The organism is Rhodanobacter geophilus, from assembly GCF_040812275.1.
GTDB classification, from domain to species: Bacteria; Pseudomonadota; Gammaproteobacteria; order Xanthomonadales; family Rhodanobacteraceae; genus Rhodanobacter_A; species Rhodanobacter_A geophilus.
This window is the reverse complement of record NZ_JBFOHL010000001.1, coordinates 49,883-74,735: the sequence shown is the minus strand read 5'-3', so window position 1 is coordinate 74,735 and position 24,853 is coordinate 49,883. Positions and strand designations below refer to the sequence as shown.

Annotated in this window: 17 protein-coding genes; 7 read left to right on the top strand and 10 right to left on the bottom strand. The window is 68.2% G+C overall.

Annotated elements, in window-relative coordinates:
* Window positions 1–63: 63 nt before the first annotated feature.
* The 5 genes from ABQJ56_RS00350 to ABQJ56_RS00330 all read right to left on the bottom strand — a co-directional run bounded on the left by ABQJ56_RS00350 (window position 64) and on the right by ABQJ56_RS00330 (window position 7,702).
* Window positions 64–3,222, bottom strand: a complete 3,159-nt coding sequence (locus ABQJ56_RS00350; protein ID WP_367842998.1) for a TonB-dependent receptor — start codon at window positions 3,220–3,222, stop codon at window positions 64–66.
* Window positions 3,223–4,487: 1,265 nt separating this feature from the next.
* Window positions 4,488–4,670: a hypothetical protein gene (locus ABQJ56_RS00345; RefSeq protein WP_367842997.1), complete on the bottom strand. Its 183-nt coding sequence runs from the start codon at window positions 4,668–4,670 to the stop codon at window positions 4,488–4,490.
* Window positions 4,671–4,816: 146 nt separating this feature from the next.
* The gene (gene grxD / locus ABQJ56_RS00340; protein WP_367842996.1) at window positions 4,817–5,740 is read right to left on the bottom strand and encodes a Grx4 family monothiol glutaredoxin; all 924 of its coding nucleotides are present in this window, start codon (window positions 5,738–5,740) and stop codon (window positions 4,817–4,819) included.
* Between the two features lie 59 nt (window positions 5,741–5,799).
* Complete coding sequence (locus tag ABQJ56_RS00335; protein WP_367842995.1) at window positions 5,800–6,414, bottom strand: SGNH/GDSL hydrolase family protein; 615 nt, start codon at window positions 6,412–6,414, stop codon at window positions 5,800–5,802.
* Window positions 6,415–6,463: 49 nt separating this feature from the next.
* A complete protein-coding gene (locus tag ABQJ56_RS00330) occupies window positions 6,464–7,702 on the bottom strand; it encodes an aminotransferase class I/II-fold pyridoxal phosphate-dependent enzyme (RefSeq protein WP_367842993.1) in 1,239 nt (412 codons plus the stop codon).
* 153 nt (window positions 7,703–7,855) lie between these two features.
* Here ABQJ56_RS00330 and rsgA point away from each other — a divergent pair, with 153 nt between their 5' ends.
* The 5 genes from rsgA to aceE all read left to right on the top strand — a co-directional run bounded on the left by rsgA (window position 7,856) and on the right by aceE (window position 16,205).
* A complete protein-coding gene (rsgA, locus tag ABQJ56_RS00325) occupies window positions 7,856–8,911 on the top strand; it encodes a ribosome small subunit-dependent GTPase A (RefSeq protein ID WP_367842992.1) in 1,056 nt (351 codons plus the stop codon).
* Window positions 8,912–8,953: 42 nt separating this feature from the next.
* Window positions 8,954–9,400 (top strand): hypothetical protein, encoded by a 447-nt coding sequence (locus tag ABQJ56_RS00320; protein ID WP_367842991.1) that lies wholly within the window; start codon window positions 8,954–8,956, stop codon window positions 9,398–9,400.
* Entirely contained in the window at window positions 9,397–10,665 is a 1,269-nt protein-coding gene (locus ABQJ56_RS00315) for a peptidase MATCAP family protein (RefSeq protein WP_367842990.1), read from the top strand. The genes ABQJ56_RS00320 and ABQJ56_RS00315 overlap by 4 nt, the downstream gene beginning before the upstream one ends.
* A 131-nt stretch (window positions 10,666–10,796) precedes the next feature.
* On the top strand, window positions 10,797–13,073 hold the full coding sequence (locus tag ABQJ56_RS00310) for an NADP-dependent malic enzyme (protein ID WP_367842989.1): 2,277 nt from the start codon (window positions 10,797–10,799) through the stop codon (window positions 13,071–13,073).
* 435 nt (window positions 13,074–13,508) lie between these two features.
* Complete coding sequence (gene aceE / locus ABQJ56_RS00305) at window positions 13,509–16,205, top strand: pyruvate dehydrogenase (acetyl-transferring), homodimeric type (protein ID WP_367842988.1); 2,697 nt, start codon at window positions 13,509–13,511, stop codon at window positions 16,203–16,205.
* Window positions 16,206–16,414: 209 nt separating this feature from the next.
* Here aceE and ABQJ56_RS00300 read toward each other — a convergent pair whose 3' ends face one another.
* From ABQJ56_RS00300 to ABQJ56_RS00285, 4 genes are all read right to left on the bottom strand, one after another.
* A complete protein-coding gene (locus ABQJ56_RS00300; RefSeq protein ID WP_367842987.1) occupies window positions 16,415–18,022 on the bottom strand; it encodes an MFS transporter in 1,608 nt (535 codons plus the stop codon).
* Between the two features lie 65 nt (window positions 18,023–18,087).
* Window positions 18,088–18,405 carry a hypothetical protein gene (locus ABQJ56_RS00295; protein WP_367842986.1) on the bottom strand — a complete coding sequence of 106 codons (318 nt, stop codon included), beginning with the start codon at window positions 18,403–18,405 and terminating at the stop codon, window positions 18,088–18,090.
* Window positions 18,406–18,540: 135 nt separating this feature from the next.
* Window positions 18,541–20,157, bottom strand: a complete 1,617-nt coding sequence (locus ABQJ56_RS00290) for an alpha/beta hydrolase-fold protein (RefSeq protein ID WP_367842985.1) — start codon at window positions 20,155–20,157, stop codon at window positions 18,541–18,543.
* Between the two features lie 53 nt (window positions 20,158–20,210).
* Entirely contained in the window at window positions 20,211–21,485 is a 1,275-nt protein-coding gene (locus ABQJ56_RS00285; protein ID WP_367842984.1) for an MFS transporter, read from the bottom strand.
* Window positions 21,486–21,634: 149 nt separating this feature from the next.
* On the opposite strand from ABQJ56_RS00285, the gene ABQJ56_RS00280 reads away from it, so the two are divergent.
* Complete coding sequence (locus tag ABQJ56_RS00280) at window positions 21,635–21,940, top strand: DUF3247 family protein (protein ID WP_367842983.1); 306 nt, start codon at window positions 21,635–21,637, stop codon at window positions 21,938–21,940.
* 19 nt (window positions 21,941–21,959) lie between these two features.
* On the opposite strand, the gene ABQJ56_RS00275 is transcribed toward ABQJ56_RS00280, so the two are convergent.
* Window positions 21,960–23,768 carry an FAD-binding oxidoreductase gene (locus ABQJ56_RS00275; RefSeq protein ID WP_367842982.1) on the bottom strand — a complete coding sequence of 603 codons (1,809 nt, stop codon included), beginning with the start codon at window positions 23,766–23,768 and terminating at the stop codon, window positions 21,960–21,962.
* A 157-nt stretch (window positions 23,769–23,925) separates the two neighbouring features.
* On the opposite strand from ABQJ56_RS00275, the gene ABQJ56_RS00270 reads away from it, so the two are divergent.
* Window positions 23,926–24,801, top strand: coding sequence for a LytTR family DNA-binding domain-containing protein (locus ABQJ56_RS00270; RefSeq protein WP_367842981.1), 876 nt, complete (start codon window positions 23,926–23,928; stop codon window positions 24,799–24,801).
* Window positions 24,802–24,853: the final 52 nt, after the last annotated feature.

Genomic DNA, 24,853 nt, shown 5'->3' with positions numbered 1-24,853 from the left:
GCTTCTTGCCTCCCTCACCTGGCAGCATCGACTTGCGATGCCGCCAGCAAGAGAGTTGTCTTCTTACCAATCGTACTTGACGCTGAACTCCGCAAACCGCGGCTGCTCCACCGCATAGCCCGTCACGCCGCCGATTGGCAGCTTGTACGTGGAATCCGGTACACCACCCACGCCATCGTGGGTAACGGTGTAAGCCGTGGTGTTCTGCTCGTTGAACACGTTCTGGACCTGCACCTGGAGAGTCAGGTGCTTGTCGGCCCACGCCGGGATGTAGCTGAGCGAGAGGTCGAGCTTGTGGGTCCACGGCAGATGGCCGGCCTTGCCCGGAGGCGACGGCTGGCCGTCGCACCAGTGGTAGGCCTCGCCGTAACCCTCCGCATCGATCTGGTCCGGGCCCCAGGCGCCCAGGCAGGTGATGGGCGCGCCCGACTGGATGATGTACAAGCCGCTGACCAGCCACTCGGGGGTGATCGCATAGGTGCCGTAGGCCTTCAGCGTGTGGCGATGCGAATTCGGCAGCTCGCCGTTCGAATACTCCATCAACTCGGGGAAGTCCCAAGCCTCGCTGATCGAGGCGGACTGGCCGCCACCCGCAGCGGCCGAGGCATTGGAGACCTGTCCGAGCGGCGAATAGGTCGGGCCTTCCGTGGTGCCGTAGCTCTTGGCGAACACGTAGTCGATCTTGCCCATCCACTTGCCATCCCACGGATGCTCAAGGGCTTCTTCCAGGCTGTAGTACTTGCGGAACGCCGCAGGGTAGCCTGTGACGTATCCACCCGTCGCCGTGTGCGGGTTCCACGTGTAGGTCTTGTAGGTGCCGTCGGTCGCCAGGTAACGCACCTTGTTGCTGCGTCCGGGGTTGACCAGGATGTCCGTCTGGAATGCGCTGTCGAGCGCATCGGCAGGCTCGGTGACAGTACCGACGTCGTCGATGATGTTGTTCATCCTCGAGTAGGTCGCCTGCGAGGTCCAGACCAGGGACTGGCCGAACGCGTTGAGCGTCTTCTGGAAGCCCAGCACGTACTCGTCCTGGTACATCGGTTTCAGGTCCGAGGCGGCAATCGTCTTCGGATCCTTCGGCGTACCGTACTCACCGTCGGGCGAGTATGGCGTCGCGCTCGTGTGAACCTGGGTCAGGCCCTGCGGAATGCCGTTCGAATCGATGGACGCGTAGGTGTAGTACTCATTGAGGTAGGCATTGGCGCCTGCCATGCGGACGCCAAGGCCCGTCGGCAGGGCAAGGTAGTAACGCCCCACGTTGCCGTACAGCTTGGCGCTGCTGTCTCCGAAGATGTCCCAGCTGAAGCCCAGGCGCGGCTGCCACTGCGGCGAGGTTTCCCGGATGTAAGGCTGATTGCCGGCGCTGTAGTTGGTGAACTGGTCGTTGCGCAGGCCGAGGTTCAGCAGCAGGTTGGGCGTAACCTGCCAGTTGTCCTCGACGTATTGCGCCTTCTGCTCCACCGTGAACGAGGCCACGCCGCCGTAGGTCCGCTTCACGACGTAGTAGCTCTTGGCCGTGTCGCCGGTGCCCACCGCGCCACCATTGGGGTAGTTGATCGGGTTGTCGACGCACTGGCCCAAGGCGTTGCACGACAGGGTAGGCTGGGAGAAGTTCTTCGCCCCTTGACTGCCGTAAATCCAGTAATAGCCCGGACCGGCGCTCTGGCTGCCGTCGCTGATGTCCGTGCTGCGCATGTTGTCGATGCCGAACTTCACATCGTGATCGCCCAGCTTCCAGTCCAGGTCCAGGCGGAAGTTGTTCTCGGTGGACTTGTGGTCCGGAGAGGGGATGGTCAGCGCGTTGTTGTTCGTGTTGCCGGAGCCCGGAACGGTCGGGTTCTGGCTTCCCACGCCAGACACGCCCGCCAGCAGTACGTCGAAGCCCGGATAGGTCATTTGCTGGCTGTAGTACGTGCTCTTCATCTTGCCGGCCAGCACGCTCAGCGTGAGGTTGTCGGTGATGTACGAGGTGTACTTCAGGATGCCGATGTCGAACTTGCTCGAGTACAGCGGGTTGTTGATGGAGTTGAAATTGCCGATGCTGTTGTTGCTGTAGTCGTAGTTGTAGGCGTTGTTCGAGAGGTCTTCGGCCTTGCTCGAGGCGTAGGTGGCTTCAAGAACGTTGTTGTCGTTGATGTTCCAGTCCAGCTTGCCGTAGAACTTGGGCAAGCTCATGCTGTGCGAATTGTAGTACGGCGAATCGACCGAACCGGTGGACTTGGTGCTGTCGTGCTGGACCTCGGCCGTGATGTAGAAGAACAGCTTGTCCTTGATCAGCGGGCCGGACAGGTAAGCGTCGTAAACCGTGCTCCAGTCTTCGTTCTTGCGGCGATTGACGTAGATGTCGCCTAGTTGCTGGCCCTGCGTGGTCGACGCCGGGTTCGCATAGTAGATGTTGTCGTAGGTGCTCTGCCCCCAGGTCGGCGCCCAGGTGACATAGAGGCCGGCGTGGAAATCGTTGCCGCCCCGATGACCGATCTGGCTGATCACGCCGCCGGTGGAGCGGCCGTATTCGGCGCCGTAGCCGGAGGTGATGGTCTGCTGTTCGGCGATGGCGAAGTACGGCAGGGCGATGCCGCCCGCGTTGCCCACCGGGTCGGTGGTGTTGAAGCCGTTGATGTAGTAGGCGTTCTCCGCCGTCGAATCGCCGCCGAAGGAGATCAGCGGGGTACCGGCCGGGCCGGTGCCTAGGCTGGCGTTGCCGCCGGCGACGCCGGGCGCCAGCACGGCGATGGACTCGGCGTTGCGCGCCAGCGGCAACTGCTTCAGCTGCTGCGCGGTGATCACCGAGGTCTGGCGGGTGGAGGACACGTCGATCGCCGGAAGCGAGTTGGCCGTGACCGTGACGCTGGTGAGGTTCTGGATGTTCTTGCCGCCTTCCGCAGCGGCAAACGGCACCAACGTACCACCCGCCACGCTCACCTGCACATGATCGCGCGTAGCGACCGCATTGCCGTTCTGCATCAGCGACACGGTGTAGTCGCCCACCGGCAACTGGTTGGCGCCATAACGGCCATCGCTGCCGACCGCGACTTCGCGGGTGAGGCCAGTCTGGGTGTTGACGACCTTGACCGTTTCGCCGGCCGATACCGGCGCCGTACCGTAGACCGAGCCGGTCGTGGCCTGGCCGTAGGCCACGCCGCTGATGCCCAGGCCCACCGCCAAGGCGGCAGCCAAGGTGTTGCGGCGGTACTGGTTCTCTCGCATGAAACGCTTGTTCATTAGTTTTACTCCCCAAAGACAACCCGACTACGGGCAACTGGAAATCGATCGCACCAGCCGCCCGGAGCTGCGGCATGGAGTTGGATGCAAGAGGCCACTTCCGGTTGATGATGCAGCGAACAAGCCAAGCGCAACGAGGATTGCCACCTTGACCCTCGACTCCCCATCCGCCTGCTCTTGCAAGGCAACCGGTTTGACCACCTTCCGCGGCCGAACTTAGTTCGGTCCATCAATATCTGTCAACGCTTTTTTAGCATCTTGCGAACATTATTCATGCGCATGAAAATTAATGCGATTTTCGTCATTCATCGTATGTTTTTGCGATATCGCCAATAGTGTGCGATCGAGCGCTTTCTCTGGCCATGCTGGGTGCTCATGGATTGGCTTGTTTGCCGTTTGATATCGGCACGCGTGGTAGTGGTTTCGTTGCGACATTTCGCAAAAAAATACGATTCATGCAAGACATTATTGACGCGCGATACGTTGCTGCTGGGCCAGGCCCTCGCGGCTCGATTGCCGGCGTTAAGACTGGCTTGTCCCGGTGCGGTTCGGGGTATCGATACAGCTGCAAAGGTGTGTTTGCGCGGCGAAAATCTTTCTGGCTCGGACTCGTAGAATGAGTGCTTGAGTCACGGGCTGCGTGGCTGATGTCGAATTCACCCGGCCACGGCTGCCGCATGTTCGAGATCGACTGCGCGCACAAGACGGGGCTCTTGGCCGGTCGTCGCTTTGTGACCCACTGTCTTGCGCAGTGGTGACTCTTGGGCTTCATGCCGTTCGCGACGGAAGGTCAGTGCAATGCCCCGAGTAGAGCGGCAAGTGCATGGTGACCTTCACCCACACAAGGGTGCTCCGCCAGCAGGATGGGCCGGGAGCCGGCATGGTGGACGTGGCGTGGATGGCTGCGCGATGGGGTCCGGCGGGAGCGTAGTCGCTGAACGCGGGATTGGTTCGGTCTTGAGGATTGGGCAGCAAGAACCCGGATCCTGCAGCAGCGTTGGTTGCGCAAAATCTTTCGGCGGCTGCGGATAGCCAACAGTAATGTTGCCAAGGTCGGCCTGGGCATGGACCAGGCACAGTTGCGAAGGACATGGGGCAGGATCGAGTGGCGGCGCCTGGATCAATGCCTCGAAGTTGGCCTCATGGTGAACCGGATTGCCGGGGTTGTATCCGCCGATGGGCGGGCCTGGTGCCAGTTCGCAGGCGTGCTGCAGGTGCGGCAAGGCATCGTCGATGCTACGCCTCGTAGGTGACGCTGCCGGGATTCATGTGGCGGTGGCGTCCGGGCGCACCGCGAGCACCTGCTGCGGAAATTCCACTTCCTCGGCATGGTTCCCGTGCATCTGCACATGAATGCCCATCAACCGATTCGCTTCGGCGCAGTCCGGTACTAGTGCCAGGACGCCGAACAGGGCACGTTCGGCGTCCTCGGGTTGCTTGCATGCCATCGACGCTCCCGCGGCGGGGAGCGCAGGCGCGATGCGTCGGGCGGCAATCCGGATGCCGACGCCCGCGTGCTCATGGATGGCGTACGCGCAGGGTGGGGCGATCGGGCGGTGACGAAGCGCGGGATTGGGGCATCCCGCGCCGAAATTCAGTGGGGCAGTGCGCCGGGATCGGTTTGCGCGGCCCATGCCATCATCCCGCCCGCCACGTTGTACACGTCGCTGAACCCGTGCGCGGCGAAGCGTTCGGCCACGCCTTGGCTGGAGATGCCGCGCTGGCAGATGAAGGCAAGCGCGGTGTCCCTGGGCAGGGTGGCAAGCGCTTCGTAGCCTTCGTCTTCGAGGATGCGCGCCTGCGGCAGCGGGGAGAGCTCGGCCCGGCTGGCGGCGGGGCGCACGTCGACCAGGGTGATGCTGCCGGCGGCGAGGCGTTGTTGCAGCTCCTGCACGGTCAGCGACTTCACTTCCTGGGCGCCGGGAAACTTCAGGCTCAGGCCTTCGCCCTGCACGGTGGAGACCCAGTCGATCACGATGCCCTTGGCACGCTGGGCGCTGGCCGGGTCGAAGTGCACTTCCAGACCGTTGGCATGGGCCACGATGTCGTGTTCGCTGGCCGGGGCGAGCTGGAAGCCGGCGCTGTGGTCGGGGCCGATCTCCAGGTGCAGGGCCAGGCCCTGCGCGTTCGCGGTGCCTTCGCGGATGGCCTTGGCGGCCGCATCGGTGATGGTGATTTCCGGCGGGGTGCGGTCGGGCGCGGCGACGCCGAACAGCGCATGCAGTTCGCCGCTGCCGTACATCTGGCGGATGATGTCGGCACCGCCGACCAGCTCGCCTTCCACGTAGAGCTGCGGGATGGTGGGCCAGTCGCCGTAGGCCTTGATGCCCTCGCGGATCTCCGGGTCCTCCAGCACGTTCACGGTGTGGTATTCGGGCAGGAGTTCGTTGAGCGTGTTCGTCGCGGCGGCGGAGAAGCCGCAGGCTGGCGCGTGGCGGTTGCCCTTCATGAACAGCACCACGCGGTGGCTCTTGAGCAGGGTTTCGATGCGTTCGCGGGTGGCGGTGTCGAGGGACATGAGGGGCTCCGGCAAAGAGGGCAATGATACGCCCGATATGCCGGCGCCGCCGCGCGGCTTCAAGCCGCAGACGCGGCGGCAAGCATGGCGCGGGCCGCGGGCAGCGCAGCTTCGGCCCACAGGGCGTATTGCGCGGCCGAGGGGTGCAGGCCGTCGCCGGCGAGCAGGGCGGGGTGCTGGCGCGAGATCGGCGTGATGTCCACCCAGCGTGCGCCCAGCCGCAGGGTTTCCTCGCGGGCAGTGGCGTTGTACGCGTCCAGTTCGGCGGCGATGCGCGCGATGTCGCGGCCGCTGTCGCGGGCGAACGGGGTCACGCCCCAGTCGGGGATGGACAGCACCAGCACCCGGTCGGGGCGTTCGCCGGCCAATGCGGCCGCGCGTTCCAGCAGGCGGTGGAATTCCCCGCGGTACTCACCCACGTCGCGGCCGCGGTACTGGTTGTTGACCCCGATCAGCAGGCTGACCAGGTCCCAGGGCGGCGCGAAGCCGGCCTCGTCCATCGCCGCGGAAAGTTCGTCGGTGGTCCAGCCGGTGGTGGCGAGGATCGCGGGCTCGGCCAGGGGGAGGCCCTCGCCGCGCAGCGCGGCGGCCAGTTGCATGGGCCAGCGGCCCTCCGCCGGCACGCTCTCGCCGATGGTGTAGGAGTCGCCGAGGGCGAGGTAGGTCAGTGGCATGCGCCTTCTCCCGAATCTCCCTGCCGTGGGCGGGGGCGGGGGCCTTGAGTCATGCGACGGCGCGGCGCGGCTGTTGCGCCGCCATGCGCGCCAGCACCCGCTCGATGCGCACGAACACCTCGCGCAGCTGGGCCGGTTGCGGCAGCAGGGTGAGGCGCAGGTGACGGCTGGCTGCCACGTTGAAACTGGAACCGGGCACCACCAGCACGTGCTCTTCCTCCAGCAGGCGCAACGCGAAGGCATTGTCGTCGAAGCCGGGCATGGCCTCCGCCCGTACCTGGGGGAAGGCGTACAGCGCACCGGCGGGCGACACCAGTTCCAGATACCTGCTGGCGGCCACGCCGTCGAGCACGGCCTGGCGCGCCTCGTGCAACCGGCCGCCGGGCGCGGTGAGCGCGGTGATGGTGGGCGCGTCCTGCAGCGCCGGAATCACCGCCCATTGCGCGGTGACATTCGCGCACAGCCGCAGCGCGGCCAGCAGCTGCAGCGCGTCGCGGTATTCGGCGCTGCGTGCGGGCTCGCCGGACAGGCTCAGCCAGCCCACCCGGTAGCCGCAGGCGCGATGCACCTTGCTGAGGCCACCGAAGCTCACGCAGGGAAGGTTGCCGGCCACGGCGGCCAGCGGCTGGAACGGCATGTCGTCGTAGAGGATCTCGTCGTAGATCTCGTCGGTCAGCAGCAGCAGGTCGTTCCGTGCGGCCACCGCCACGATGCGTTCCAGCAGCGCGCGCGGGTAGATCGCGCCGGTGGGGTTGTTCGGGTTGATCAGCACCAGGGCGCGGGTGCGCGGGGTGACCAGCGCCTCGATCTCGTCCGGGTCGGGCTGGTGGCCGTTCTCCGCGAGGCAGCGGTAATAGCGCGGCTGGCCGCCGTTGAGGATGGTGGCGGCGCTCCACAACGGGTAGTCGGGGCTGGGCAGCAGCACCTCGTCGCCGGGTTGCAGCAGGGCACGCAGGCTGAGGTCGATCAGCTCGCTGACGCCGTTGCCGATGAAGATGCGCTCCACGTCCACATGGCGTGCGCCGCGCGCACGCTGCTGTGCGGCGATGGCTTCGCGGGCGGCTTCCAGGCCCTGTTCATGGCCATAGGCCTCGCTGTCGCGCAGGTGGCCGGCGATGGCTTCGCGCAGATGCGGGGGGGTGTCGAAACCGTAACGGCCGGGGTTGCCGATGTTGAGCTTGATGATGTCGCGGCCGGCGGCCTCCAGCTCGCGGGCGCGCCGGGTGAGCGCGCCGCGGATCTCGTAACGCACGTCTGCCAGATGCGTGCTGGGTCTGATCGAAGCCAACGCGGGAATCCTCGTGGGTCGGGGCCGGCGCGCAGCCGGATTGCCGTCGATCCTAGCAGGATGCTGCGATGCAGCGCGAGCCGGCCAGCTGGCTTTGCGCGGGCGTTTCCGGGGCAGGGCATAATCGCACCACATGTCGAATTCCCCTGACTCATGAGCGATGCCGAAACGTTAGAGCTGTTGCGGCGCATCGGCTGGCGCGGCGAAGCATTGCCCGCGACAGGCCGGCGGCTGGCGCGGGTGGTGGCGCAACACCGCACCGGCTACGAGTTGCACGATGGCGAGCACAGCTTCGGTGCGCAGCCGGCGGGGCAGTTCCTGAAGCGCGGCATCGATCCGGCCGAGCGGCCGGCGGTAGGCGATTTCGTGGAGATCGAGCCCGGCCAGCCGCCGCACATCGTCGCCGTGCTGCCGCGGCGCACCGTGCTGTCGCGCGCCGCCGCGGGCGAACGCTACGCGCGGCAGATCATCGCCACAAACATCGACTACGTGCTGGTGCTCACCGGCCTGGACGGCGACTACAGCCCGGCACGCATCGAGCGCTACCTCTCGCTGATCGAGGATTCCGGCGCCCGGCCGGTGGTGCTGCTGAGCAAGACCGACCTGCACGCGGACGCCGCCGAGCGCATCGCCGAACTGCGCGCGCGGCTGGCACCCGGCACGGCGATCCACGCGATCAACGGCAAGGATCCGGCCAGCGCGGCGCAGCTCGCGCCCTGCCTGCAGCCCGGCGACAGCGCGGTGCTGGTGGGTTCCTCCGGCGCGGGCAAGTCCACGCTCACCAACACCCTGCTCGGCATCGACCGGATGGCCACCGGCGCGGTGCGCCACCAGGACAGCCGCGGCCGCCACACCACCACCCACCGCGCGCTGCTGCAGCTGCCCACCGGCGGTTGCCTGATCGACACGCCCGGCATGCGCGAGCTGAAGCTCACCGGCGAGGAAAACCTCGACCTGTTCGCCGACATCGAGGACCTGGCCGAAGCCTGCCGCTTCGCCGACTGCGGCCACGGCAGCGAGCCGGGCTGCGCGGTGCAGGCCGCGCTGGACAGCGGCGAGCTGTCGCCCGAACGCTGGCGCAACTACCTCAAGCTGCGCGACGAGCGCGAGGAACAGGCCGCCACGCTGGAGGCGAAGCTGCGTCGCCAGCGCGGCGGGCGGCCAGCTGAACGGCCGCATGCGCCACGCGGCCGGCGCGAACGCGATTGAGGAGACGCATCACGATGGCCAACCCGGCAAGGACCACCTGAGATGCGACGACTTTCATCGGTGATCAAGCCGCGCTACGACCGCGCAATCACCCTGGCCATCATGGCCATGGCGCTGCTGGCAGCAGCGGCATGGCTGAGCCGTCATCATGGCGGTTCGATGCCATGGGTGATGATGGCTGCCTCGATGATGCCGCTGATTTCGGCCCTGTCGGCTCGCAGCCGGGGCCTGCTCGCGGCCGGCGTGGTCGACGAGGCCTGGATCGACAGCGGCGAGCTGCTGCTCAAGCGCGCCGGCCAGTCCATCCGCATGCCGCTGGCCAACATCACTTCGGTGGAGGCGGAGCGCGTGGGCAGTCTCGTCACGCTGGAGCTGGGGCTGCCATGTGCACTGGGCGACCGTGTCCGCTTTTTCGCGCCTCCGCACAAGGGGCGCGCCATCAGTGCCGAGTTGCGCCGGCGCATGGCCGACTCGCGGCGACGCGCATGAAGGACCTGAGCCCCGATCTGCAGCACTGCGCCGCGCTCGACCAGCGCCTGCTGGCCGCGGTGAAGGGCATCCACATCCTGCCCACGGTGGCGTGGCCGGCGTCGCTGGAGAACCGCATGATCGCGGACTACGCCGCGGGCCGGTTCGCCCTGCCCGAGGTGAGCTACCAGCGGCCCGACCTCGCGGCCGCGCGCGCCGAACTGGCGGCGATCGAGCGCGAGACGGCGGCGCTGGGTGGCGACCCGCTGGGCGACTACCTGGCGCGTACCGCCGAATCCTGGCGCATCGCGGCGGAGATGCTGGAGGCGGTGGGCAGCGACGGCGTCAGCGCGCCGTCGATCGCGCTGTACGGCCGGCCCGGCGATGCGATCCCCGGCAGCCAGCGCAGCAACCTCGATGCGGCGCGCTACTTCGTGGAGCTGTCGGACGAGCTGGGCGCCGACCTGCTGGGCGACGATGCGCGCGAGGGCATCACCGCCGAGGCGTTGCGCGACGAGCTGGCGCACACGCTGGATGGCTTCTTCGGCGTGGGCCTGGTGAAGGTGGAAGTCGACCCCGAGCTCACCGCCAAGGCCGCCGCCGGCGCCACCCGCATCCGCCTGCGCGGCGGCGCCAGCTTCAGCGACTACGACCGCCACCAGTTGCTGGCGCACGAGGCGCTGGTGCACACGCTCACCGCACTGAATGGTCGTGCGCAGCCGCTGCTGGCCTCGCTGGGACGCACCTCGCCGCGGGTCACCGCCACGCAGGAAGGATTGGCGGTGTTCGCCGAGCTGATGTCGGGCGCGATCGACATCGCGCGGCTGAAGCGCATCAGCCTGCGCATCCTGGCGATCGACATGGCGCTGTCCGGCGCCGATTTCGTCGAGGTGTACAAGTTCTTCGCCGAGCGCGGACAGAACGCGGCGGACAGCTTCCATTCCGCCCAGCGCGTGTTCCGCGGCGTGCCGCTGGGCGGCGGCGCGGCGTTCGCCAAGGACAACGTCTACCTCTCCGGCCTGCTCACCGTGCACACCTTCTTCCGCTGGGCGCTGAAGCAGCGGCGCCTGGATATGCTGCGCCACCTGTTCGCCGGCAAGCTCACCCTGCACGACGTGGTGGCGCTGCAGCCGCATTTCGAATCCGGCGCGATCGCGCCGCCGCGCTGGCTGCCGCCGTGGATGCAACACGTGCACGGCCTGGCCGGCAAGCTGGCGTTCTCGGTGTTCGTCAACGGCATCCGCATGGGCAAGGTGCACGCCGACGAACTGTCGCTGGGCGTTTAGAACCTGTTCCATATCTCCGCGAGCTACGTGGAGATATGGAACAGGCTCTATAGCCGCGGCCCGGGCGGTGCCCGGTGCTACCATGTCGCACGCCGCCTTGCGGCCCCCGAATCCCACGAAAAGCCCCCTCCATGGCCCACTCCGAAGACCTGCGCCACGCGGCGCTCGAGTACCACCGCCACCCGCGCCCGGGCAAGATCAAGGTGAGCCCGACCACGCCGCTGCTGACCCAGCGCGACCTGTCGCTGGCCTATTCGCCGGGCGTGGCCTACGCCTGCGAGGCCATCGTCGAGGACCCGAACGCGGCCAGCGAGATGACCGCGCGCGGCAACCTGGTGGCGGTGATCACCAACGGCACCGCGGTGCTGGGCCTGGGCGACATCGGCCCGCTGGCCGGCAAGCCGGTGATGGAAGGCAAGGGCGTGCTGTTCCAGAAGTTCGCCGGCATCGACGTGTTCGACATCGAGCTCGCCGAGCGCGACCCGGACAAGCTGGTCGAGATCATCGCCGCGATGGAGCCCACCTTCGGCGGCATCAACCTGGAAGACATCAAAGCGCCGGAATGCTTCATCGTCGAGCGCAAGCTGCGCGAGCGCATGAAGATCCCGGTGTTCCACGACGACCAGCACGGCACCGCGATCATCGTCGGCGCCGCCGTGCTCAACGCGCTGGAAGTGGTGGGCAAGCAGATCGGCGACGTGCGCATCGCCACCACCGGCGCCGGCGCGGCCGGCATCGCCTGCCTCGACATGCTGGTGGCGCTGGGCGCGAAGCCGGAGCACATCCTCGCCTTCGACCGCGAGGGCGTGATCTACCAGGGGCGCGACCACCTCGACCCGGACAAGGCGCGCTACGCGCGCGACACCGGCAAGCGCACGCTGGCCGAGATCGTGGCCGGCGCCGACGTGTTCCTGGGTCTCTCCGCCGGCGGCATCCTGAAGCCGGAGATGGTGGCCACGATGGCCGACCGGCCGATCATCCTGGCGCTGGCCAACCCCACGCCGGAGATCATGCCGGAGGAGGCGAAGAAGGCGCGGCCCGACTGCATCATCGCCACCGGCCGTTCGGATTACCCGAACCAGGTCAACAACGCGGTGTGCTTCCCCTACATCTTCCGCGGCGCGCTGGACGTGGGCGCCACCGGCATCAACGAGGCGATGAAGACCGCCTGCGTGCGCGCGATCGCCGAACTGGCACGGATGGAAGCCTCGGATCTCGGCAGCGCCTACGGCGGCGAAGTGCCCTCGTTCGGCCCCGACTACCTGATCCCGCGCCCGTTCGATCCGCGCCTGCTGGTGATGCTGGCGCCGGCGGTGGCGCAGGCGGCGATGGACTCGGGCGTGGCCACGCGGCCGATCGCCGACATGGATGCGTACAGGGAGAAGCTCGGCCAGTTCATCTACCGCACCGGCCTGATCATGAAGCCGGTGTACGACCGTGCCCGCTCCGACCTCAAGCGCGTGGTCTACGCTGAGGGCGAGGAAGAGACCGTGCTGCGCGCGGTGCAGTCGGTGATCGACTACAAGCTGGCCTTCCCGATCCTGATCGGCCGGCCTGAAGTGATCGACATGCGCATCCAGCGGCTGGGCCTGCGCATGCGCCAGGGCGTGGATTTCGAGCTCACCAACATCAACGACGATCCGCGCTTCAACGAATACTGGCAGCAGTACCACGCGATGACCGAGCGCCGCGGCGTGACGCCGGATGCGGCGAAGGCCCTGATGCGCTCGCGGACCACCCTGATCGCCGCGATGATGGTGAAGCGCGGCGAGGCCGACGCGCTGATCTGCGGCCTGGTCGGCCGCTACCACAAGAAGCTGGGCTACCTGCGCAGCGTGTTCGGGCTGGATCCGGGCGTGCAGTGCACTTCGGCGATGACCGGCGTGATCAACGACAAGGGCGCGTGGTTCTTCCTCGACACCCACGTGCAGCTCGACCCCAGCGCCGAGCAGATCGCCGAGGCCACGCTGCAGGCCTCGTACCGCCTGAAGCTGTTCGGCATCGAGCCCAAGGTGGCGCTGCTGTCGCATTCCAACTTCGGCAGCCACGACAACCCCAGCGCGGCGAAGATGCGCAAGGTGCGCGAGATCCTCAAGGCGCGCGCGCCCAAGCTGGAGATGGACGGCGAGATGCAGGCCGACACCGCCTGGGACGAGGCGCTGCGCCGGCGCGTCTTCCCCGGCACCACGCTCACCGGCCGCGCCAACCTGTTCGTGCTGCCCAACCTGGACGCCGCCAACATCGTCTACAACATGGTGCGGGTGATGACCGACGGCGTGGCGATCGGGCCGATCCTGATGGGCGTGGACAAGCCGGCACATATTCTCACCTCTGCTTCCAGCGTGCGCCGCGTGGTCAACATGACTGCGGTTGCCGCGGTGGATGCGCAGATCCGTGCCCGCGGCTAGCAGGCCGTCTTCGACAGCCTGCTAGCCGCGGGCATCAAATTGGGGTGCCGATGCCGAAGCGTGGCGCCGTCGTATTCCGCAACGCCTGGCAGGCGAACCCGCTCACCGCCTTCGCCTCCTCTCCCCGGTGGGGAGAGGATTGAGGAGAGGGGCGGGTGCTCGCGAAGATGCGCCATCGAAGCGCGCTTCGTCGCTCCACTGTCGCCAGCCTGTCCCCTCACCCCGGCCCTCACCCCGGCCCTCTCCCCGACCCCTTCCCCGGCGGAGAGAGGGAGAAAGCCGTGCCCCATGCGCCGCCGCATGGCCCCCATCGACGGACGTCCAACTGGCAGCGATGTGCCGCGAAGGCTAGACTTGGACGTCGGCCTGCCGCTTTCCCCGGCAACGGCTCCCCTACAGGCACTGCGCCGCGCGGCGCTGCGGAGAATCTCCCCCATGGATCAACTCGACGACGTCCTCAACCAGGATCTCGATCCCACCGAAACCCGCGAGTGGATCGACTCGCTCAACGCGGTCATCAGCCATGACGGCACCGAGCGCGCGCACTACCTGCTTGAGCAGATGGTCGACTCGACGCGTCGTGCCGGCGGCTACCTGCCGTTCGATCCCACCACCGCCTATGTCAACACCATCGCGCCGGCCAACGAGGCGAAGAGCCCTGGCGACGCGGCGATGGAATGGCGCATCCGCTCGCTGATCCGCTGGAACGCGATGGCGATGGTGGTGCGCGCGAACCGCAAGCCGGGCGAGCTGGGCGGCCACATCGCTAGCTTCGCCTCCTCCGCCACGCTGTACGACGTGGGCTTCAACCATTTCTGGCGCGCGCCCAGCGCCGACCACCCGGGCGACCTGGTGTTCCACCAGGGCCATTCCAGCCCCGGCATCTACGCGCGCTCCTTCCTCGAAGGCCGCATCGCCGAGGACCAGCTCGACCTGTTCCGCATGGAAGTGGTCGGCAAGGGCCGCGCGCTGTCGTCCTACCCGCATCCGTGGCTGATGCCGGACTACTGGCAGGTGCCCACGGTGTCGATGGGCCTGGGCCCGATCCAGGCGATCTACCAGGCGCAGTTCTGGAAGTACCTGGAACACCGCGGCCTGGTGCCGAAGTCCGACCGCAAGATCTGGTGCTTCATGGGCGACGGCGAGACCGACGAGCCCGAATCGCTGGGCGCGATCGCGCTGGCCGGCCGCGAAGGCCTGGACAACCTGGTGTTCGTGATCAACTGCAACCTGCAGCGCCTGGACGGCCCGGTGCGCGGCAACGGCAAGATCATCCAGGAACTGGAAGGCGTGTTCCGCGGCGCCGGCTGGAACGCGATCAAGGTGATCTGGGGCAGCTACTGGGATCCGCTCCTCGCGCGCGACAAGGACGGCGTGCTGCGCAAGCTGATGATGGAAACCGTCGACGGCGAGTACCAGGCCTGCAAGGCCTTCGGCGGCGCGTACACGCGCGAACACTTCTTCGGCAAGTACCCGCAGACGCGCGAGATGGTCGCCAACCTCAGCGACGACGACATCTGGCGCCTGAACCGCGGCGGCCACGACCCGCACAAGGTCTACGCGGCCTACCACGCGGCGTCGCAGACCAAGGGCATGCCCACGGTGATCCTCGCCAAGACGGTGAAGGGCTATGGCATGGGCATCGGCAGCGGCGAGTCGCAGAACCCCACGCACCAGCAGAAGAAGCTGGACGACGAGGCGGTGCGGCATTTCCGCGACCGCTTCCAGATCCCGATCGCCGACGACAAGCTGCACGAGGTGCCGTACTTCCACCCCGGCAAGAATTCGCCGGAAGTCGAGTACATGATGGAGCGCCGTCGCGCGCTGGGTGGCTTCCTGCCGCAGCGTCGCCGCAAGGCCGACGCCAGGCTGAAGGCGCCCGAGCTCGCCGCGTTCGAGCAGATCACCAAGGGCACCGGCGACCGCGAGATCAGCACCACGATGGCGCTGGTGCGCGGCATGAACCTGCTGCTGCGCGACAAGCAGCTGGGCGAGCGCGTGGTGCCGATCGTGGCCGACGAGGCGCGCACCTTCGGCATGGAAGGCATGTTCCGCCAGATCGGCATCTACGCGCCGTTCGGCCAGAAGTACCGCCCGCAGGATTCCGACCAGCTGCTGTACTACCGCGAGGACCAGAAGGGCCAGGTGCTGCAGCAGGGCATCAGCGAGGCCGGCGGCATGGCGTCGTGGCTGGCCGCGGCCACCAGCTACAGCGTCAGCAACCAGGCGATGCTGCCGTTCTTCATCTACTACTCGATGTTCGGTTTCCAGCGCATCGGCGACCTGTGCTGGGCGGCGGGCGACATGCGCGCGCGCGGCTTCCTGGTCGGCGGCACCTCGGGCCGCACCACGCTCAACGGCGAGGGCCTGCAGCACGAGGACGGCCACTCGCACCTGATGGCCGGTACCATTCCCAACGTGAAGGCCTACGACCCCACCTTCTCCTACGAGGTGGCGGTGATCCTGCAGGATGGCGTGCGCAGCATGATGCAGGAGCAGGAGGACCACTACTACTACCTCACCGTGATGAACGAGAACTACGCTCATCCGGACATGCCCGAAGGCAGCGCCGAGGGCATCATCAAGGGCATGTACCTGTTCAAGGACGGCGGCAAACCGAAGAAGGGCGAGCCGCGCGTGCAACTGCTGGGTTCCGGCACCATCCTGCGCGAGGTGATCGCGGCAGCCGAGCTGCTGGAGCAGGATTTCGGCGTGAAGTCCGATATCTGGTCGGTGCCCAGCTTCATCGAGCTGCGCCGCGACGGCTTCGACGCCGAGCGCTGGAACCGCCTGCATCCCGAGGACAAGCCGCGCGTGCCCTACGTCGCCGGCCTGCTGGAGGGCCGCAGCGGCCCGGCGATCGCCGCCACCGACTACGTGCGCGAGTACGCCGACCAGATCCGCGCCTTCCTGCCCGACGGCATGCGCTACACCGTGCTCGGCACCGACGGCTACGGCCGCTCGGACACCCGCGCGCACCTGCGCGGGTTCTTCGAGGTGGACCGCTACTGGATCGCCCACGCCGCGCTGGCCGCGCTGGCGAAGGACGGCAAGGTCAACGCCAAGGACGTGGCCCGCGCGATCAAGGAATACAAGCTCGATCCGGACAAGCCCAACCCGCTCACGGTGTGAGTCGGCAGGACAGCCGATCCAGCAAGGGCCGCCGCGAGGCGGCCCTTGCTTTTCGCGATCGTCTCTGGTCGCACCTTCACTTTTGCGATCGTCCCTGATCGCGGGAATCAAACGGGCAGCCATCCCCGCCCGCACTCTTTGCTTTTGCGATCATCCTTGATCGCGGAAATCAAACGGGCGGCCATCCCTGGCCGCACTCTTCAATAAAGCTATTCCGACAGCGTGCGCTGGATCGCCTCCAGCGCGTGCCCGCGGGTCTCGATGCCGTGGCGCGCCAGCAGCCAGCCGGCCGCGGCCATCGGCAGCGCGATCAGCAGCGCCGACAGCGCGAAGTGCCCGAACAGCCCGAGCACGCCCAGGCCCGCGCCGAGGATGCCGCCGGCCTTCGAGCTGGCGGCGATCAGGCCCGAGCCGGTGCCGCGCAGGTGTACCGGATAGATCTCCGCGGAATAGGGCAGCATGGTGGCGATCACTCCGCTGCTGCTCACCAGCAGCGCCACGGTGGCGGCGATGGTGAGCGTCCCGTCGCGCGCGTCGCTGAGCGCGATCGCGCAGAAGCCCAGCAGCGCCAGCGCGGTCAATGCGATGAACAGCACCAGGCTGCGGAAGCTGCTCCAGCGCTGGTACAGCCACACCACCGCGACCGTGCCGGGCACCGCGAACAGCGCCGAGCGCGCCAGCAGCGCGCTGGCGCCGTGGGCGTCCACGCCCAGCCTGGCGAGATTGGCCGGCAGCCACAGCAGGAAGCCGAAATTCACCAGCCCCCAGGCCAGCCCGCAGGTTGCCAGTCCCGCGGTGATGCGCGCATGGCGGCCGCGCAGCAGCTGGCGCAGGTCGGCCGCCGGATGCAGGCTCTCCAGGATGGGCGGATCGGCGTCGGTGCCGGCGGGGTCGGCCACCACCGCGGCGCGCGCCCCGGTGAAACGGGCCAGCACCGCGCGTGCCTGGGCGTGCAGGCCGACATTGGAGAGGAAGCGCGGCGACTCGGGAATGTAGCGGTTGAGGAACACGATCAGCGCGCCGGTTGGCAGGTTCAGCAGCCACAGCGAGCGCCAGCTGAAGCTGGGTTCCAGCAGGGTCGCGGCGCCGGAGGCGGCGAGATAGCCGGCCGACGTGCCCACCCCGCCCAATGCCACCAGCAGCCAGCCGCGGTGCGCGGCGGGAATCGTCTCGGCCATCAGGGTGAACGCGATCGGCAGCATGCCGCCGGCCGCGGCGCCCATCAGGAAGCACATCACCAGGTTCCAGCCGAACGCCGGCATCGTGCCGCAGATCGCGGTGCCCATGAACAGGATCGCCGACAGCAGGATCGCCGCACGCCGGCCGAACAGGTCGGCCAGACGCCCCCACGCCAGCGAACCGAGCGCGGTGCCGGTCAGCGCCGACAGCGCCAGCCAGCCCGCGGTCGTCATGCCGATGCCGTATTCCGCCGTCATGCCCGGCATCACGAAGGCCAGCGAGGCGGGCTTCATCACGTCGATCGCCAGCGCCACCGCCAGTGCCGCCACCAGCGTCCAGTGCTCGCGCCGCAGCGGCACGCCGTCGGCGATGTGGAAGTGCCGGAGGTTGTCGTGCCCGTGCAGGCTCTGCCGCAGCTGGGCCATGCGCGGCATCAGGCCGTAGCTGGCCAGCAGCACGCCGCAGGGGATCAGCACCATGCCGATGGCCATGCCGATGTCCATCGGCATGCCGGCGAGGCGGTAGTGCATCGGCGCCGCCATCAGGTACATCGGCATGTGCAGCAGCACGCCGGACGCCACCGCGACGCAACCCAGCCAGAACGCGAGCGGATGATGGAAACGCAGTTCCTGGGACATGGCGACGGTCGCGCGGATGGCAGCCGCCAGCTTAGCAGCGGCGCCGGCTTCCGGCTTCCGCGGGCTCAGTCCTCGTCGTTGTCGCGCAGGACCCGGCGCAGCAGCAGGAAGGCGCCGACGGTGCCGGCCACGATCGCGACGGTGGCGACCGGGTGGCGGTTCACCTGGCGCTTCAGCCGCCGGTAGCGATAGTTCGCCTCGTCGACGAAATCCTCGGCCGCGCGCGCCAGCCGGTGCCGGTAGCCGTCACCGTCGAAGCGCGCCGCCGCGTGCCGCCCGCGGGCGACCCAGCCGCGCGCGGTGTCGCCGGCGCCATCGGCGTAGTGGCGCATGCGGTCGCCAAGTTCGTCCATGCCCTGTTCGATGTCGCGGCGCGTGCTCATGACGTACTCCTGTGGGAACGACGTCACGCTGCCAGCGCCTGCGTGAGAGATGCGTAAAGGCTGCGCGCCCGCGTTCAGGACGAAGCCCTCCACGGAAGGAATTCGTCGCGGGCAGGCGGCGTGCGGAACGCACTCTCAGTACCGCCAGCTCCGGAGGTCCGCGTTCGCGGGCGCATGGCCGTCGACGTAGGTGGTGATGGTGTCGATCAGCTGCTTGCCGCGCGGCCCCCAGCAGTGCGGCGCCATCGGCTGGTAGGTGACGCTGCCGCCGAAGGCGGGATCGCGCGCGCTGCGCAGGAAGGCGTCCATCGCGCGCACGCCCATGTTGAGGTTGTAGGTGTCCATGTCGCCGACGTAGATGTGCAGCTTGCCGGCCAGCTTCGGCCCCAGCGTGCGCCACTGCGTTTCCAGCAGATGGCGCAGGTCGAAATGCTGCTTCCAGTACGCCGCCACCTGATGGTCGATGACGCCGCTGCGCTTGTTCCACAGCCGCTGCGGATAACCGTCCGCGCCGACCGGCCCGAAGGCGGCCTCCCAGATGTCCCACTGGCCGCCGGAACGGTCGTGGTCGCCCACCGCCAGCTCGTACCAGTTCTCGTCCTTCATCATCGCCTTGACGTTGCCGTCCGGCTGGCGCATGTCCACGCGCTCGACCTTCATCCAGCCCTTGTCGATCCAGTAGGCGTTGGCGTCGTCGTAGATGTTCACCACCTGGTGGTAGCGGAAATCCAGCGCATCCGGGCAGGAGGCGAACGCGCCGCCGTAGAAGTCCGGGTGGAACACGGTCTGCGCCACGGTGATCCAGCCGCCGGTGGAGCCGCCTTCGAGGATGCGCGCCCAGGGCTGCTCGATGGTGCGGAAGCGCCGCGCGATCTCCGGCAGCAGCTCCTGGTGGATGGCGTCGTCGTAGGGGCCTTCGTTGGCCGAGTCCACCGCGTAGGAATCGTCGTAGTACGGCGAGGGATGCTGCAGGCTCACCATGATGTAGCGCGGCGTGCCGTCGGCCAGCCAGTAGTCGCGGAAGCCGCTCTTCGGACGATCGAAGCCGCCCGGCGCGGCGGTGGAGAAGTGGCCCTGCTCGTAGATCACCGGATAGCGCACGCCGGGGTGCTTGCCGTAGTCCTTCGGCAGCAGCACGGTCGCGCCCAGGTAGATCGGATGGCCCCACCACGCGCTCAGCAGCTTGCTGCGGATGCGGAAGCGTTTGACCTGGGGCGTGTCTTTCGGGAACGGGATCGGCGCGATCACCTGGTCGGCGACCAGGTGCAGCGGCGTGCGCGCGGCCGGGTCGTAATGCACCTTCACCGGCTTGCCGTAGAGGTTGCCGGGCGAGCGCTTCCAGTCCTGGCCTTCCCACTGGTCCATGTGCAGCCATACGGTGTGGCCGTCGGCGCGCTTGAATTCGGTGTAGACGTTGACGAAGGGCTGCATCCAGTAGTCGCCGGCGGGCAACTGGCGCAGGCTGGCCAGCGGCGCGCCGGAATCGCTGGCGTCGATCGCCACGGCGTGGCCCGGCGCCAGCGCGACCACGTCGTGGCCGAACAGCGGCACACCGGTGACGTCGGCCTCCTCGATCGGCGGCTTGTCGGCATCGCGGCTGACCGCCACGTAGACGCGGCCGGTCACCGGCTGCGTGCGCGCCTGCGCGCTGAAGCTGACCAGGATGCGCGGGCCGTCGGCGGCCGCGCTGGCAACGGGTGCGAGGACGGACAGGGCGAGGACGACGCCGGCGGCGCGGAGGGTCGGGAACATGTTCATCCGCCGATCCTAGCCGCCCGCGACGAGGCCGCCCACTGCCGCCGGCGCTATACCGATTCGGCGCTGCCCAGCGCCTCGCTGGCGGGCTCTTCCAGCTGCAGGCGCTGGCGCCGGCGCAGGCCCGGGAACATCGCCATCCACGCGCCCACCACCAGCAGCGTGCCGACGCCGCCCACCAGGGTGGCGCCCATCGCACCCAGCCAGGCGGCGAGCATGCCCGACTCGAATTCGCCGAGCTGGTTGGAAGTGTTGATGAAGATCGAGTTCACCGCGTTGACCCGGCCGCGCATCGCGTCGGGTGTGTCCAGCTGCACCAGCGAGCCGCGGATCACCATGCTCACCATGTCGAACGCGCCCAGCGCGAACAGCGCGGCCAGCGACAGCCACAGCGCGGTGGAGACCGCGAACGCCAGGGTCGCCACGCCGAAGCCGGCGACGGAAGCGAACATGGTCATGCCCACGCGGCGCTGCAGGTCGTGCTTCGCCAGCCACAGCGACATCAGCAGCGCGCCCACCGCGGGTGCCGCGCGCAGCAGGCCCAGCCCCCACGGCCCGGTATGCAGGATGTCGCGCGCGAAGATCGGCAGCAGCGCGGTGGCGCCGCCCAGCAGCACCGCGAACAGGTCCAGCGAGATCACGCCCAGCACGTCCTTGCGTTCGCGGATGAAGTGCACGCCGGCGAACAGCGTCTTCAGGGTGGCCGGTTCGCGCTTCGGCGGCGCCTGCTCGTAGCGCAGCATCGCCATCATCGTCGCGGCGACCAGGTACAGCGCGGCGGCGGCGAGATACACCACGCCCGGCCCCGCCACGTAGAGCAGGCCGCCCACCGCGGGGCCGAGGATCATCGCCATCTGGAACGCCGAGCCGCTCACCGCCACCGCGCGCGGCAGGATCGCCGGCGGCACCAGCGCGGGCAGCAGCGACTGCATCGAGGGCGACTCGAAGGCCTTGGCCACGCCGATCACGAACACCAGGGCGAGGATGCCGTCCTCGTGGATGCGCCCCAGCAGGGTCAGCACGGCCAGCAGCATGATCGCCGTCCATTCCACGATCTGCCCGAGCAGCACCACGCGCCGCCGCTCGAACTGGTCGGCGACGTGCCCCGCCGGCAGCGCCAGCAGCACCGAGGGGATGAACTGCACCAGGCCGATCAGGCCGAGGTCGAAGGCGCGTCCGGTGATCGCGTAGATCTGCCAGCCCACCGCCACCGACAGCATCTGGAAGCCGAAGCCGGAGGCGATGCGGGCGCACCAGAACTGCACGAAGGCGCGGTGGCGCAGCGGCGAATCCGCTGCCGCGGATGGAGACGTAGGGTTCGCCATGGGAATCCTTGCCGGGGAACGCGCATTGTAGTCGCGTCACGTGCGCCGGCAGATGGCGTGGCTTGACGCCATCGTGCCGCGGATTTGATCCGGGCTTTCTCCGCGCATGACTATCGTGGAGGCGGTTTTCCCCGAGGAGATAGGCGCCGATGGGCAGATCCGCCAAACATGTCTATTCCGACCCGGCTGCCGTGCAGGCGCTCGAAGCGCTCGCAAGCGAGCTTCCTGCCAACGGGCATGTGCGCCTGATGCTGAAAGATGGCAGCACGTGCGAGGGCGTGGTCGCGGAACGCGCCACCGTGCAGGTTTACTACGACCCCACCGAGCAGCACCAGGGCATCAATGGCGAGCTGCGACTGGAGCGTCCGGACGAGCCCGACTGGCACTGCTGGATGTGGCTGGACGAGATCGCCAGCGTGGAGCATCTCGACTCCACGCTGGGCAGCGAAAACTGAGTACGGGTGGATTCGCGTTCTACGTCCGCAATCGGGTGAAGCCGTCCGCGCTCCAGTCTTCGCTGCCGACGCCGTGATGCACGAAGAACAGGCCCTCCGGGTCGTACTTGCGCTTCGCCGCGGCAAGGCGCGGATAGTTGCCGCCCCAGAATCCCTGCTGCCAGTCGCGCAGGAAGTAGTCGCTTTCCGAGACGTAGGAACCGGCGCCGGGCGCCACGGCGCGGATGGCGTCCATCGCCTGGTCGATGGCCGTCGCTTCGTGCCGCGCCTTGGCCAGGTCGGGTTGCGCGCCCGGCATGCCGGGGTAGGCGGGGGCGCCGCCGTTGGCGCAGATCAGCAGGGCGAACGCCTCGAGCACCTGCGGGTGGGTGGCGGTGTCGCGGGCGCGGGCGATCGCGTCGGCCGGTGCGCCGGCCAGTCCCTTGTTGAAATGCAGGGCGAAGCCCCAGTGCTGCGAAGCGGTGAACAAGGCCTCCACCAGTTGCGCCTGCCGCCCGGGCTGCAGCAGCGAAGCCGGCAGCCAGGCCGACTGGTAGCCGTGGATGAACCAGCCGACCTGGTCATGGTCGCCGGCCCAGAGCATGTGATGGCGGGGTGCGCCTGGCCGGTCGTCCGACACGATGGCGCCCGGCGCGTACTTGCGCAGGAAGTCGGCGTCCCAGAGATGCCGGGCCGGTGCCAGCAGCGCCTGGAACGGCTTGGTGACGTGGCAATCCTTGCGTGCACGCACCCAGTCGAGGAAGGGCGCCCAGGTCTGTTCGGCCTGCTGCCGGGTGAGGCCCTGGACCGACATGGCAATGTCGAGGGTGTCGCCGCCGTAGAATTTCATCTGCTCGCCCCAGTGCGGATTGAACAGCGCGCGCCGGTAGAAGGCCACCGCCTCGGCGATCAGGGCGCGCCAGGCCGCGTCCGAGTCGGCCTTGATGGTGAGGTTTACCGCGCCGAAGAACTCCGGCAGTTCGAAGGTGCGCAGCGTCAGCCGCGTGACCACGCCCAGGCTGCCGCCACCGCCGCCCTTGAGGCCCCAGAACAGCTCCGGGTCCGTGCAGGCGTTGGCGATGCGCACCTGGCCGTCGGCGGTGACGACCTCCGCCTCCAGCAGGTTGGACGCCGCCGTGCCCCAGTTCTTCGAGAAGCTGCCGAAGCCGCCGCTCTGCACCAGCCCGGCCACGCCCACCGTGGTGCAGCCGCCGCCCTGCACGTAGCGGCCGCCGCGGGTGGTCACGGCGTCGTAGGCGTCGATCCACATCGCGCCCGCCTGCACGCTCACCGCCGCCTGGGGCGCCACCTGGCCGGCGCAACCCTGCGGCACGAAGGCGTCGTGCAGCTCGATCCGGTTCATGTGGCGCGTCCACACCAGCAGCGAATCCGGCGCGTCCGAGGTGCCCTGGTAGCTGTGGCCGCCGCCCTTCACCACCAGCCGCAGGTGGTGCCGGCGGGCGAAGTCGACGGCGGCGGCCACGTCGGCGGCGCTCTCCGCCGCCACCGCCCAGGCGCTGGGTTGCGAAGTCCAGGCATCGGCCCAGCCGCTGGTCTGGGTCAGCGCGGGATTGTCGCCCACGGCGAACGGGTTGCCGAGCTGCTTCAGCGCCTGCGACGCGTCGCCCTGGGCGAACGGCGGTTCCAGCTTCAGCAGCCGGCCGCCGACCTGCCGTTTCAGCCGCTCCCATTCCGCGGCCGCGGGCCAGCCCGGCTGGCCCGGTCGCAGCCGCGAGCGCACGGTGGTCGCGAGGGCGCTGCCGCCGTGAGCCAGGGCCGTGCCGCTGCGCATCAGCAGGGGCAGCAGGGGCAGGGTGACGGCAGCCTTCAGCAAGTCGCGCCTTTTCATCGTATCGCTCCGGAGGGGATGGACGGCGGCCAGCATGGGCCCGGGTCGCCGCCATTCCCAGCGCCGGGGTGACGGATCGCGGGCCGCCAGGGACGAATCGACTCCGGTGCGGGACGGGATACAGGGGATTTCGCCGCGGCCACGTAGAATCGCCGGCATGAACGAGCAGGCGGATGTCGGATACAGGGATTTCCAGCGTTGGCACCCCTCGGTGGAGGTGGCCTTCTGGGTGAGCCTGTACACCCTCAACACGGTGTTCAACGGCATCGTCGCGCAGATCGACAACGCCCGCACGGCGGCCTGGGAGCCGTGGGTGTGGGAATCGAGCAGTTCGCTGCTGGTCCTGCTGCTGATCCCCTTCGTGAAGGCGGTGGAGCGGCGCTGGCCGTTCCGCTTCGATACGTGGCGCCACAGCCTGTCGTGGCACCTGCTGGCCAGCGTGGCGTTCAGCCTGGTGCATGTGGCGGGCATGGTCGGATTGCGCAAGCTGGCTTACGGGATGGTGGGCTGGCACTACCGTTTCGGCGCGTGGTGGCCGAACTTCGGCTACGAGTACCTGAAGGACATCCGCAGCTATTTCATCATCGTCGCGATGATCTGCCTGTCGCGGCTGTGGTTGCTGCGCCAGCAGGGCGAGGCCAAGCTGCTGGCCGAACCGGACGAAGGCCCGCCGGTGGAGCCGGTGGAGCGGCCGCAGCGTTTCCTGGTGCGCAAGCTGGGCAAGGAATTCCTGGTCAACGCCAGCGAGATCGAATGGCTGCAGGCCGCGGGCAACTACGTGAACCTGCGCGTGCGCGGACGCGACTACCCGTTGCGCAGCACGATGGCCGGCATCGAGGCGCGGCTGGATCCGGCGCGCTTCCTGCGCGTGCACCGCGGCTATTTCGTCAACCTCGACTACCTGGTCGAGATCGAGCCGCTGGAGACCGGCGATGCGCGCCTGCGCCTGCGCGACGGCAGCGCGATCCCGTGCAGCCGCCGTTACCGCGCCGCGCTGCGCGAGCGCTACGGCTCGCCGGTTGCTGCAGAGTGAGCCTTGCGCCATGGCGCGCGCTCGTTCCAAGCTAGCCGCTGGTTCCGCCCTG